This is a genomic window from Rhizobacter sp. (assembly GCF_031412075.1).
In the GTDB taxonomy this organism is placed as follows: Bacteria; Pseudomonadota; Gammaproteobacteria; order Burkholderiales; family Burkholderiaceae_C; genus Rhizobacter.
Genome location: NZ_JANOCG010000118.1, coordinates 1 through 11,924 on the forward strand (window position 1 = coordinate 1; position 11,924 = coordinate 11,924).

An 11,924-nucleotide genomic window follows, 5' to 3' on the forward strand; every position below is an offset into this window, starting at 1 on the left:
CCACCAGTTGCTGCCGGTGGTGTCGTAGCTGAGCAAGGCTGCGAGCAGACGCTCGGTTCTGGGAATGCCGACGGTGGTGGCCCGCTCGGGGTGCACACGTTCCACATGATCGAGCGCAGCCCCCACGCCAAAAGCGATGCGCCGATCCAGGCGCAGCCAGGGCAAAACACTCAGCCACTGCGCGCGGGTTTCACGGTCGTAGGCGGTGACGTCTTTTTCTTCGTTGCCGTCTTGCCAGGCACGGGCCGTCACTTCGCGCTGCAAGGTGATCAAGTGCTGATCCTGGAAGAGGTATTGCAAGCTGCCCAGCAGCTCGTTCTGCGTGGTTTCGTATTGCAGCGAGGCGGCGTACTTGTGCCAGCCGAGCGCATCAGAACCAAAGGTGCTTGCACCCACCGCAAACAAGCTTGACTCGCCCGTCACCATCGGGAACCAGCTGCGGGGGACCATCGAGCGCCACGACTGATAGGGTGTGGCTTCGCTCAGCAGCGTGACCGGGGCCGCTGCGGGCGCCGAGGCACTGCTGGCGGCCGCAGCCACCACCGGCGCGCGCTGCAAGGCCGGCGTGGCCGCCATGCGGCGCAGCTCATAACCGCCCGGCGCCACCACACCCAGCGTGAGCGAGCCATCAGGCTGGGTACCGCCATGTGACACCACGCGGGTGTGGGTGTGGCTCAGCTTGACCCATTCAGTGCCCTCCAGCCGCCACACATTGAACACACCCTCGCGCACCGCAAGAAACTCCAGGCCGGCCTTGCCATGCACCAGGCCGTGCACCGGTGCGTTGTGGGTGAACAGCAGGCGCGGCGCGGCGGCCGGCTGAGCCAGGTCGAAGGTTTCCACACGCCAGTCACCGACACGCTTGCTGACCACCGTCACCTGCTTGCCGTCGGGTGATGCGGCCAGGTCGATCAGGCTCACTTCGGGCGACGGCTCCCACAGCACTCGCTGCTGCTGACCGGCGGCATCAAACACCACCAGGCGGGTCTGGCCCTGACCTTGTTGCAGGCCGACGATGCCCTCGCCCGCCGGCACCACCTGGCGCAGGCGCGCGCAATGGGTCAGCTGCCGCAGCGAGCCATCGGCTTGCAGACGGTAGACGTCGAAGGCCAGGTAGCGCCAGTTGCAGATGTCGGGCTGGGCCACCAGCACCTGCCCATCGGGCGCCACGCTGAGCTCGGCGGCCCGGTTGATGTCGCCCAGCGTCGTTTGTTGACCATTGGGGGCGAACTTCACCAGCTTGGCGTGGTTCAGGCCGTCGTCGAGCACGGCGAGCGTGGAGCCGTCGGGCAAGGTCGCCACCGAGCCCACGCCAAACAACGGGCCGACGAGCCGCTCACCCACCGATTCGGGCACGCTGGTCAACGCCTGCGAACGAAGCTGCACTTGCTCGCGCAGGTCGGCGAGGAATTCGTCCCACAGCAGGTCCATGGTCTTGCCGGTGGCGCCACGCGGGTTGGTGTGCAGGCGCGGCCACAGCGGCGGGTTGCCGCTGTAATGGTCGACACCTTTGTAGATCGCGTCGGCCCCGTACTTGCGAGCCAGAAACTCATAGAAGTACGCGCCGTACAGATAAGACTTCGAAAGCGGCAAGGCGCGGCCGTCGGCATTGATCTCGCGCAGCGAGAGAAAGCCGCGTTTGGCTTCGGCGCGCAGCCAGGCTTCAAACACCGGGCCCTGCAGGCGGCCTCGGCCGGTGGCAGGGTCGCTCTCGGCATAAACCGCCAGGCCTTCGATCATCCAACCCGGCTCGAAGAGGTTCGGGAAGAACAGCGGCTGGCGGCCAAAGATGCGCTGCATCACACCCGGCACGCCCCGCACCTTGTCGAGGTGCACGGTGTGGGTGAACTCGTGCGTGAGCAACAGGTCGAGCCAGTCGCTGTTGTCGAGCAGCTCGCCTTCATCGGGCGGCGCGAGGAACACGCCGATGATGTTGTAGGGCAGCGGTGTCGAGTAACCGTTGGCCAGGTCGTACTGGTCGATCAGCAAGATCTCGGTGCGGCCACGCGGCTCCCAACCCAGCGATTGGGTGACCTTGGGGTAGGCACGTTCGGCCGCCTGCACCACACGCTCGGCCTGGGCGCGCCACGCCGAGCGGTAATTGACGCGAAAGTGCGCGCTGTCAGCGCTTTGCCAGTCTTTGGCGGGTTCGATGCTTTGCGCAAAGGTGCTGCCCGCCCACCATCCACACATCAGCAGGGCCAGGATCCGGAACAACGGCATAAGGTCTCCAAAGGAACGGCTCACAACACGCCGGGCGCAAGGGTACAGGACGAAAAAAACCGCTTCAAACAACAAAAAGGCCCGGGCGATGCGCCAGGGCCTTGTGTTCAGCTTGATGCTGGTGGGCGGTGCAGGGTTCGAACCTGCGACCCCTGCCGTGTGAAGGCAGTGCTCTACCACTGAGCTAACCGCCCGAATTGTTCGGGAAGCCACGGATTATGCCATGGCCTCAGGCCGACAAGCTTCGCCAAGCGGTTTTGCCACCCGACGCCTTGTCGAGCTCGCCCAGCACCACTTCGTGCGCTGCGGCTTCTTCGTCGTTGGCCGCGATCACCGGCAGCTCGAACAGGCTGAAGTCGACTGCGGCGATGACCACGTCGCTGCGCGAAGACTCGTTGGCGTCGATCACCAGCGAGTCTTGCCCACGCGTCATGCGGATGTAGACCTCGGCCAGCAAGCCGGCATCGAGCAAGGCGCCGTGCAGGGTGCGGTTGGAGTTGTCGACTTCGAGCCGCTTGCACAAGGCGTCGAGCGAGTTCGACTTGCCGGGAAACATCTCGCGCGCCATCACCAGAGTGTCGGTGATCTTCTCGACGCAGGCCGGGAACTTGGGGCGCCCCACGCGCCGGAGTTCTTCGTTGAAAAAGCCCACGTCGAAGCTCGCGTTGTGGGCGATGACCTCGGCGCCACTCAGGTAGTCCATCAACTCGTCGACCACCGTGGCGAAGAGCGGCTTGTCGGCCAGGAACTCGTCGGTCAGCCCGTGGATCTTCACCGCGTCTTCATGGCTCGACCGTTCGGGGTTGAGGTAGAAGTGCAGGTTGTTGCCGGTGAGGCGGCGGTTGAGCATCTCGACGCAGCCGATTTCGATGATGCGGTCGCCCGACTCGGGGCTCAGCCCGGTGGTTTCGGTGTCGAAAAAGATCTGTCTCATGCTGCGGCTCCTTTGGGGCCCTTGTTCGCCGCCCAGACCCACAGCGCCGCACCACCCACGATCATCGGCACGCACAGCCACTGGCCCATGCTCCAACCCAGCGCCAGGTTTTCCAACCCCTTGTCGGGCTGGCGGAAATACTCGACGACAAAGCGGCACACGCCATAACCGAAGACGAAGGCGCCCGTCACCTGCCCCGGCGCACGCTCTTTGCGCGCATACAGCCACAGCAGCACGAAGAGCAGCATGCCCTCGAGCCCGAACTGATACAGCTGCGAGGGGTGGCGCGCCTCAGCACTGCCCGATTGCGGGAACACCATCGCCCACGGCAGGCTCGGGTCAGCGACGCGCCCGTACAACTCGCCGTTGATGAAGTTGCCGATGCGCCCCGACGCCAGGCCGGTGGGCACACACGGCGCGATCAGATCGAATGTTTGCAACACGGCGCGCTTGCGCGAGCGGGCAAACAGCGCCATCGCTGCACCCACACCGAGCAAGCCACCATGGAAAGACATGCCGCCCTTCCACACCGCGAACACCTCCAACGGGTTCTTGATGTAGTGCTCGAAGTTGTAGAACAGCACGAAACCCAGGCGGCCCCCCACCACCACGCCCAGCACCCCGTAGAAAAGCAGGTCTTCAACGTCGCGCCGGGTCCAGCCCGACTGGGCGAAATGCGGCCTCTTGACGCGCAACGAGGCGAGCCAGAGGAAAAGACCGAAGGCCACCAGGTAGGTCAGGCCATACCAGTGGATGGCGACCGGGCCGATCTGCAGGGCAACGGGGTTGAATTGGGGGTGAACAAGCATGGGCAGGGCCGGGGTACGGAAGCAGCGCGAACGATACCGCACGCGCTGGCCCGCCCTCGCTCAAACAGTGGGATGCGGGGTGACGGACCGCGCCACGAAGTCGACAAAACGCTTGACCACCGGGCCCGCATCGGTTGGCCACACCAGGCTGGTCTCGGCGCGTGGCGCCGCCGACACCAGCGCCGTTGGCAAACGCCGGTAGACCACACCAGGGCGTTGCAGCGTGGTCACCGACTCGGGCACCCACGCCAGCCCCAGGCCGGCCGACACCAGGTTGACGATGGTCTGCATCTGGATGGCCTCTTGCGAAATCACCAGCGAAGCGTTGTGGCGGTGATAAAAGGCCAGCACGGCGTCGTACAAAGACGGCGCGATGCCGCGCGGAAAGATGATCAGCGGCTGCGCCAGGATCTGCGCCAGCGTGAGGCGGCGCGAGCTGTTGAGCGGCGAGGATTCCGGCACCGCCAGCACCATCGGCTCGATGCTCACCGACAGGCGCGCGAGCGGCCGCGCACCAGTGCCCTCGGGCGCCATGTTGGGCGCATGCAGCACGAAGCCGGCATCGGCCTCGCCTTGCTCGAAGGCGCGCAGCTGCACGTCGGTGGTGGCCTCGCGCAACACCACGTCGATGCCAGGTTCGTCTTCGCGAAAGCCACGCAGCCAGTGGGGCAACGGCCCGAACCCGACCGTCGACACGAAACCCAGCCGCAACCGCCCCACCGCACCATGGCCCGCCGCTTGTGCAATGCCTGCAAGCGAGTCTGCTTGCTGCAGCAGCTGGCGCACCGGCTCGACCAACGCCTGCCCGGCCGGCGTGAGTGCCACCTGGCGCCGCGTGCGCTCGAACAGCATCACGCCCAAACGCGCTTCCAGCTGCTGCACCGCCAGCGTGAGCGGTGGCTGGGTGATGTTCAGCTTTTGCGCGGCGCGGCCGAAGTGCAGCGTTTCAGCCAGCACCAGGAATTGCCGCCACACCCTCATCTCGATCAGCGTGCTGTCACTCATGGCGCCGCATATTAATCCAGGGCCTTGGATATATTGGACGATCGATTGCCGCAACGGGATACTTGCCACCTGCCCAGCCCCTCAGCCAGTACACAGCCAGGAAATCGCCATGAGCATCAACCGCCGTTCCAAGAACATCACCGAGGGTGTCGCGCGCGCGCCCAACCGCTCGATGTACTACGCCCTGGGCTACGAAGAAGGCGACTTCAAGAAGCCGATGATCGGTGTGGCCAACGGGCACTCGACCATCACGCCCTGCAACTCCGGCTTGCAAAAACTCGCTGACGCCGCCGTGGCCGGCATCGAAGCCGCCGGCGGCAACGCGCAGATCTTCGGCACCCCCACCATCAGCGATGGCATGGCCATGGGGACCGAGGGCATGAAGTACAGCCTGGTGTCGCGCGAGGTGATCTCCGACTGCATCGAGACCTGCGTCGGTGGCCAGTGGATGGACGGCGTGCTCGTCGTCGGCGGCTGCGACAAGAACATGCCCGGCGGCATGATGGGCATGCTGCGCGCCAACGTGCCGGCGATCTATGTGTACGGCGGCACCATCCTGCCGGGCCGCTACAAGGGGCAAGACCTCAACATCGTCAGCGTGTTCGAAGCCGTCGGCCAATTCAGCGCCGGCAACATGAGCGAAGAAGACTTCTGCCAGATCGAGCGCCGCGCCATCCCAGGCAGCGGCTCGTGCGGCGGCATGTACACCGCCAACACCATGAGCTCGTCGTTCGAAGCGCTGGGCATGAGCCTGCCGTTCTCGAGCACCATGGCCAATGTGCACGACGAGATCACCGTGTCGACCCAAGAGGCGGCGCGCGTGCTGGTCGAGGCGGTCAAGAACGACCTGAAGCCGCGCGACATCGTCACCCGCAAATCAATCGAAAACGCCGTGGCGGTGATCATGGCCACCGGCGGCTCGACCAACGCGGTGCTGCACTTCCTGGCCATCGCCCATGCGGCCGAAGTCGAGTGGAGCATCGACGACTTCGAGCGTGTGCGCCGCAAAATCCCGGTCTTGTGCGACCTGAAGCCTTCGGGCAAATACCTCGCGGTCGATCTGCACACAGCAGGCGGCATCCCGCAGGTGATGAAGACGCTGCTGAAGGCCGGTTTGATTCATGGCGACTGCATGACCATCACCGGCAAGACGGTGGCCGAAAACCTCGCCGCCGTACCCGATGCGCCGCGCACCGACCAAGACGTGATCCGCCCCATCGGCAACCCGATGTACGCCGAAGGCCACCTCGCCATTCTGAAAGGCAACCTCTCGCCCGAAGGCTGCGTGGCCAAGATCACCGGCCTGAAGAACCCGGTGATCACCGGCCCGGCGCGCGTTTTCGACGACGAACAATCGGCGCTCGCGGCCATCATGGCGCAGAAGATCAAAGCCGGCGACGTGATGGTGCTGCGCTACCTCGGCCCGAAGGGCGGCCCCGGCATGCCCGAGATGCTCGCGCCCACGGGTGCATTGATCGGCCAGGGCCTGGGTGAATCGGTGGGCCTGATCACCGACGGCCGTTTCTCTGGCGGCACCTGGGGCATGGTGGTCGGCCACGTGGCGCCCGAGGCTTATGCCGGCGGCAACATTGCGCTGGTGCAAGAAGGTGACTCCATCACCATCGATGCGCACACGCTGACGCTGCAACTCCATGTGAGCGATGACGACCTGGCCAAACGCCGCGCGGTGTGGAAGGCCCCTGCGCCGCGCTACACGCGGGGTGTGCTCGCCAAGTTCATGCGCAATGCCTCCAGTGCCAGCGCAGGTGCGGTGCTCGACAAGTTCGAATGAGAGGCGAACCGCCCTCGGCATGAAAAAAAAGCGGCCTGCGGGCCGCTTTTGTTTGCCTCTGTCCCGACAAGCGTTCTATTTCTTGGCTTTGCCGCGGCGCCCCTTGGCGTCCATGCCCAGGTTGGCGAGGTTTTCTTCGCGGCGCTTGGCGACCCGTTGATCCATCTTGTCCATCTCGCGGCGTTTGGTGTAGCCGGTACTGTCGGCCCAAGCCCACCACACCACGGCGGCACCAAAGGGCCACAACACCGCCAGCCACGACCACAAAGCCACCGGGCCGTATTCGGTGACTTTCATCAGCAACAGCAACACGCCAAGAATGACAAAGTACATGGTCAAGGCCCCGAGACGGGATAGTTCTCCACCAGATCGACGTCAACCGAGCATCCGTAGAATGCGTTGAGTCCGGCAAGTGCTGGAAATGTAAATCACCTTCTGTCTCTGGCACCGAAAGGAAACCATGAAGTCTCTGCTTTCGCTGATTTTTGCCGCATCTGCCCTGGTGGCTGGCCCGGCTTTTGCCAATGCTGATCTTGCCCAGAAGAAGAACTGCATGGCCTGCCATGCCGTCGACAAGAAACTCGTTGGTCCCGCCTACCAAGACGTGGCGGCCAAGTACGCCGGCCAGAAAGACGCCGTCGACAAGCTGTCGCAAAAGGTCATCAAGGGTGGCGCTGGTGTGTGGGGCCCGGTTCCCATGCCGGCCAACACCGCCGTGAGTGATGCCGAGGCCAAACAACTGGTTCAGTGGATCTTGACCCAGAAGAAGTGATTCGCTTCTTGCCTGACGAAAAAAGGCCCCGCATGCGGGGCCTTTTTCATGGGGCCGCGAGCTCAGTAAGCCTGACCCAACTGCTCGAGGATCGCGGGGTTCTCCAGGGTCGACGTGTCCTGCGTGACCGCCTCGCCCTTGGCCACCGAGCGCAACAGGCGCCGCATGATCTTGCCGCTGCGCGTCTTGGGCAGGTTGTCGCCGAAACGAATGTCTTTCGGTTTGGCGATCGGGCCGATCTCCTTGCCCACCCAGTCGCGCAGTTGTTTGGCGATGGCCTTGGCCTCGTCGCCCGAGGGGCGCGGGCGTTTGAGCACCACGAAGGCGCAGATCGCTTCACCCGTGGTGTCGTCGGGGCGACCCACCACCGCCGCTTCGGCCACGAGGTCGGTGCATGACACCAGGGCCGACTCGATCTCCATCGTGCCCATGCGGTGGCCGCTGACGTTGAGCACGTCGTCGATCCGCCCGGTGATGGTGAAGTAACCCGTTTTTTCGTCGCGAATGGCGCCGTCGCCCGCCAGGTAGTACTTGCCCTTGAAATCTTCCGGGTAATAGCTCTTCTTGAAGCGCTCGGGATCGCCGTAGATGGTGCGGATCATCGAGGGCCAAGGCTTCTTGATCACCAGGATGCCGCCCTGCCCGTTGGGCACGTCCTTGCCGGTTTCATCCACCACCGCGGCCATGATGCCCGGGAAGGGCAGCGTACAGGAGCCCGGTACCAGCGGCGTGGCACCCGGCAGCGGGGTGATCACATGGCCACCGGTTTCGGTCTGCCAGAAGGTGTCGACGATCGGGCAACGCCCGCCCCCGATGTGCAGGTGGTACCACTCCCAGGCGGCCGGGTTGATCGGCTCGCCCACCGAACCCAGGATGCGCAGGCTGGAGAGGTCGTATCGCTTGGGGTGCACCGCCTCATTGCTCTCGGCCGCCTTGATGAGCGAGCGGATGGCCGTGGGGGCGGTGTAGAAGATGCTGACCTTGTGATCCTGGATCGTCTTCCAGAAACGGCCGGCGTCGGGGTAGGTGGGCACACCTTCGAACACGATCTCGGTGCCACCCAGCGCCAGCGGGCCGTAGGCGATGTAGGTGTGGCCCGTGACCCAGCCGATGTCGGCGGTGCACCAGAAAATGTCGTCGGGTTGGAGGTCAAACGTCCACTTGGTGGTGAGCACGGCATGCAGCAGGTAGCCGCCGGTCGAGTGCTGCACACCCTTGGGCTTGCCGGTGGAGCCCGAGGTGTAGAGCAGGAACAGCGGATGTTCTGCGCCAACCCATTCCGGCTCGCAGGTGTCGGCCTGTGCCGCCACCAGCTCGTGCATCCAGCTGTCGCGCGCACTCCAGCCAACCTTGCCGCCGGTGCGCTTGTAGACGATCACGCTCTTGATGCTGTCGCAACCGCCCAGGCCGATGGCTTCGTCGACGATGGCTTTCAAGGGCAGCTTTTTGCCGCCGCGCATTTGTTCGTCGGCCGTGATCACCATCACCGCGCCGGCGTCTTCAATGCGATCGCGCAGGCTTTGCGCCGAAAAGCCGCCGAACACCACCGAGTGGGTGGCGCCGATGCGTGCACAGGCCTGCATCGCCACCACACCCTCGACCGACATCGACATGTAGATGACCACCCGATCGCCCTTTTTCACGCCCTGCGCCTTCAGCGCGTTGGCCATGCGGCAGGTCTTGGCCAGCAGCTCGCTGTAGGTCACGCGCGTGACTTGGCCGTCATCGGCCTCGAAGATGATGGCGACCTTGTTGCCCAGGCCGGCCTCGACCTGCTTGTCGAGGCAGTTGTACGAAACATTCAGCGTGCCGTCTTCGAACCACTTGAAGAACGGCGCCTCGCTGCTGTCGAGCACCTCGGTGAAGGGCTTCTTCCAGCTCACGAACTCGCGCGCCAGACGGGCCCAATACCCCTCGTAATCGGCTTCGGCTTCGGCGCAAAGCTTGTCGTAGGCCGCCATGCCGGAGACGTGGGCCTTCTCGACAAGAGCGGCGGGCGGGGCATAGAGCGTGGTGGCGTGGTCGGTCATGAAAGTCTCCTGAGCTCGATTGTGGGCACTCGGCTGCACCATAAGCCGGGGCTCTTACGAACGGCTTACTCACGCACGACTTTGCTCGCACGCTGCGTGCCTGTCATGGTGAGGCAACTAAAATCCGCAGCATCCGGACAATCCCTGAAAGCCTCCATGGCCTCGCCACATGACCCTGTTGCCCGCAAGATGCGGCCCCTGCCCTCGCTGATTTTTGCCAGCCGATGGCTGCAGGTGCCCCTCTATGTGGGGTTGATCCTGGCGCAATGCGTCTACGTGTTTCACTTCTGGGTCGAGCTGGTGCACCTGATCGAGGCCGCCTTCGGCGACCAGACCGCCATGCAGGCGATCTTCAGTGCCGTCGGCGTGACCGGCGAAGCCGCCAAGGGAACCAAACTCACCGAGACCATCATCATGCTGGTGGTGCTGGGCCTGATCGACGTGGTGATGATCTCCAACCTGCTGATCATGGTGATCGTGGGTGGCTACGAGACCTTCGTCTCGCGCATGGATCTTGACGGCCACCCCGACCAGCCCGAGTGGCTGAGCCACGTCAACGCCTCGGTGCTGAAGGTGAAGCTCGCCACGGCCATCATCGGCATCTCATCGATCCACCTGCTCAAGACCTTCATCAATGCGGGTGCGCTGACCGACCGGGTGCTGATCGCGCAAACGCTGATTCACGTGGCCTTCCTGTTCTCGGCCCTGGCCATCGCCTGGACCGACAAGATCCTGACCAGCAGCCACGCATCCACTCACTGAAACCGCGATGGCTGGTGCTGCTGGCGGCGGCGCGACGGGCCGCGCCGCTCGGCGCGCAACAAGATCACCGTGCCCAACACGCCGGCGATGAGTGAGCCGCCCAGCACGCCGATCTTGACCTGCGTGTCGTAGCCCGGCCCTTGACCGTCAAACGCCAGGCCGCCGATGAAAAGGCTCATCGTGAAGCCGACGCCGCACAAGACGCATACCCCAAAAAACTGCCAGCGGTTGGCCCCGTCCGGCAGCTCGACGCCGGCCAGCCGCGTCAGCAGCCACGACGTACCAAAGACACCAATCGCTTTGCCCAGCACAAGGCCACCCGCAATGCCCAGTGGAAGGGCCTGCGTGAGCGTCTGAACCGTCATGCCTTGCAGCGACACGCCGGCGTTGGCAAAGGCGAACGTCGGCAGCACCAGAAACGCCACCCAGGGGTGGAGCGCGTGTTCCAGCATCTCGAGCGGCGAGTGTTCGTCGTCTGCAGCACCTCGCAAGGGAATGGCAAAGGCCGTGGCCACGCCTGCCAGCGTGGCATGCACACCCGACTTCAGCACGCAGACCCAGATGATGGCGCCCACGAACAGATAGGGCAGCACGCTCATCACCCGCAGGCGGTTCAGCGCAAACAAGGCCACCAGGCCCACACCCGCCGCGGCCAGCATCGGCAAGGACAGGTTGGCGGTGTAGAAAAAGGCGATGACGACGATGGCACCCAGGTCGTCGATGATGGCCACCGCCGTGAGGAAGATCTTCAACGACGCCGGCACACGCGAGCCCAGCAGCATCAGGATGCCCAGCGCAAAGGCGATGTCGGTCGCCGCCGGAATGGCCCAGCCGCGCAAGGCCACCGGGTCGTTCATGTTGAACAGGGCATAGATGCCGGCCGGCACCACCATGCCGCCCAAGGCAGCCCCGGCGGGCAGCAGGGCCTGGCGCGGGCTTGCCAGTTCGCCGGCAATCAGCTCGCGCTTGATCTCAAGGCCTACCAGCAAGAAAAACACCGCCATCCAGAGGTCGTTGACCCACAGGATCAGAGGCTTCGACAGCACCAGCCACTCACGGCCGATGCGCAGCTCACCGGGGATGTTGCGAAATGCCTCGTAGTCGGCGCCCCAGGGCGAGTTGCTGATCGCGAGCGCCAGGAGGGTGGCCAGTGCCAGCACGATGCCGCCAGCGGACTCTGCCGCAAAGAAACGACGAAACGCGTCACTCACCACGCCCACCCCCCTGAGTAAAATTGTGGCTTCCCGCCTGAGAGAGCCACTCCATGACCATCATCCGCCACGACGATCTTGTCGAGAGCGTCGCCGCAGCCCTGCAGTACATCAGCTACTACCACCCTGCCGACTATATTGCCCATCTCGCGCGCGCCTACACCAGCGAGCAGAGCCCGGCGGCCAAGGATGCGATCGCGCAGATCCTCACCAACTCGAAGATGTGCGCCGAAGGCAAGCGCCCGATCTGCCAGGACACCGGCATCGTCAACGTGTTCCTGAAGATCGGCATGGACGTGCGCTTCGAGGGCTTCCCGGTCGGCGTCGAGGACGCCGTCAATGAAGGCGTGCGCCGCGCCTACCTCGACCCCGACAACAAGCTGCGC

The 11,924-nt window shown here is 64.4% G+C and carries 11 protein-coding genes and 1 tRNA gene; 4 read left to right on the top strand and 8 right to left on the bottom strand.

The genetic code is table 11. The features are described from left to right. The 5 genes from RMO40_RS04225 to RMO40_RS04245 form a co-directional block, all read right to left on the bottom strand. Nucleotides 1-2,223: hypothetical protein (locus RMO40_RS04225; protein ID WP_309716753.1), on the bottom strand; the 2,223-nt coding region annotated here is incomplete at its 3' end. Between the two features lie 119 nt (nucleotides 2,224-2,342). Continuing rightward, nucleotides 2,343-2,417, bottom strand: a tRNA-Val gene (locus RMO40_RS04230). Nucleotides 2,418-2,452: 35 nt separating this feature from the next. Next, nucleotides 2,453-3,157 (bottom strand): DNA polymerase III subunit epsilon, encoded by a 705-nt coding sequence (gene dnaQ, locus RMO40_RS04235; RefSeq protein WP_309716756.1) that lies wholly within the window; start codon nucleotides 3,155-3,157, stop codon nucleotides 2,453-2,455. Then, nucleotides 3,154-3,966 (bottom strand): prolipoprotein diacylglyceryl transferase, encoded by an 813-nt coding sequence (gene lgt, locus RMO40_RS04240; protein ID WP_309716759.1) that lies wholly within the window; start codon nucleotides 3,964-3,966, stop codon nucleotides 3,154-3,156. The genes dnaQ and lgt overlap by 4 nt, the downstream gene beginning before the upstream one ends. Nucleotides 3,967-4,026: 60 nt before the next feature. Beyond that, entirely contained in the window at nucleotides 4,027-4,971 is a 945-nt protein-coding gene (locus tag RMO40_RS04245) for a LysR family transcriptional regulator (protein ID WP_309716762.1), read from the bottom strand. A gap of 109 nt (nucleotides 4,972-5,080) precedes the next feature. Here RMO40_RS04245 and ilvD point away from each other — a divergent pair, with 109 nt between their 5' ends. Further along, nucleotides 5,081-6,763, top strand: coding sequence for a dihydroxy-acid dehydratase (ilvD, locus tag RMO40_RS04250; protein ID WP_309716765.1), 1,683 nt, complete (start codon nucleotides 5,081-5,083; stop codon nucleotides 6,761-6,763). Nucleotides 6,764-6,838: 75 nt separating this feature from the next. Here ilvD and RMO40_RS04255 read toward each other — a convergent pair whose 3' ends face one another. Next, entirely contained in the window at nucleotides 6,839-7,096 is a 258-nt protein-coding gene (locus RMO40_RS04255) for a TIGR04438 family Trp-rich protein (RefSeq protein WP_309716768.1), read from the bottom strand. Between the two features lie 127 nt (nucleotides 7,097-7,223). On the opposite strand from RMO40_RS04255, the gene RMO40_RS04260 reads away from it, so the two are divergent. After that, the gene (locus tag RMO40_RS04260) at nucleotides 7,224-7,535 is read left to right on the top strand and encodes a c-type cytochrome (RefSeq protein ID WP_309716769.1); all 312 of its coding nucleotides are present in this window, start codon (nucleotides 7,224-7,226) and stop codon (nucleotides 7,533-7,535) included. A 62-nt stretch (nucleotides 7,536-7,597) separates the two neighbouring features. Here the strand turns inward: RMO40_RS04260 and acs are convergent, their stop codons facing one another. Then, complete coding sequence (gene acs, locus RMO40_RS04265) at nucleotides 7,598-9,565, bottom strand: acetate--CoA ligase (protein ID WP_309716771.1); 1,968 nt, start codon at nucleotides 9,563-9,565, stop codon at nucleotides 7,598-7,600. A 156-nt stretch (nucleotides 9,566-9,721) separates the two neighbouring features. On the opposite strand from acs, the gene RMO40_RS04270 reads away from it, so the two are divergent. Then, complete coding sequence (locus RMO40_RS04270; protein ID WP_309716773.1) at nucleotides 9,722-10,327, top strand: YqhA family protein; 606 nt, start codon at nucleotides 9,722-9,724, stop codon at nucleotides 10,325-10,327. On the opposite strand, the gene nhaA is transcribed toward RMO40_RS04270, so the two are convergent. Then, complete coding sequence (gene nhaA, locus RMO40_RS04275; protein WP_489660104.1) at nucleotides 10,321-11,541, bottom strand: Na+/H+ antiporter NhaA; 1,221 nt, start codon at nucleotides 11,539-11,541, stop codon at nucleotides 10,321-10,323. The two genes, RMO40_RS04270 and nhaA, sit on opposite strands and share 7 nt — an antisense overlap. 50 nt (nucleotides 11,542-11,591) lie before the next feature. Here nhaA and RMO40_RS04280 point away from each other — a divergent pair. Beyond that, nucleotides 11,592-11,924, top strand: a 333-nt coding sequence (locus RMO40_RS04280; protein WP_309716779.1) for a fumarate hydratase, incomplete at its 3' end; no start/stop codon positions are given.

Coding starts and splice junctions, on each gene's coding strand:
- RMO40_RS04245 (WP_309716762.1), bottom strand. CDS start 4,971: ATGAGTGACAGCACGCTGATCGAGATGAGGGTGTGGCGGCAATTCCTG.
- lgt (WP_309716759.1), bottom strand. CDS start 3,966: ATGCTTGTTCACCCCCAATTCAACCCCGTTGCCCTGCAGATCGGCCCG.
- RMO40_RS04260 (WP_309716769.1), top strand. CDS start 7,224: ATGAAGTCTCTGCTTTCGCTGATTTTTGCCGCATCTGCCCTGGTGGCT.
- RMO40_RS04255 (WP_309716768.1), bottom strand. CDS start 7,096: ATGTACTTTGTCATTCTTGGCGTGTTGCTGTTGCTGATGAAAGTCACC.
- ilvD (WP_309716765.1), top strand. CDS start 5,081: ATGAGCATCAACCGCCGTTCCAAGAACATCACCGAGGGTGTCGCGCGC.
- acs (WP_309716771.1), bottom strand. CDS start 9,565: ATGACCGACCACGCCACCACGCTCTATGCCCCGCCCGCCGCTCTTGTC.
- RMO40_RS04270 (WP_309716773.1), top strand. CDS start 9,722: ATGGCCTCGCCACATGACCCTGTTGCCCGCAAGATGCGGCCCCTGCCC.
- dnaQ (WP_309716756.1), bottom strand. CDS start 3,157: ATGAGACAGATCTTTTTCGACACCGAAACCACCGGGCTGAGCCCCGAG.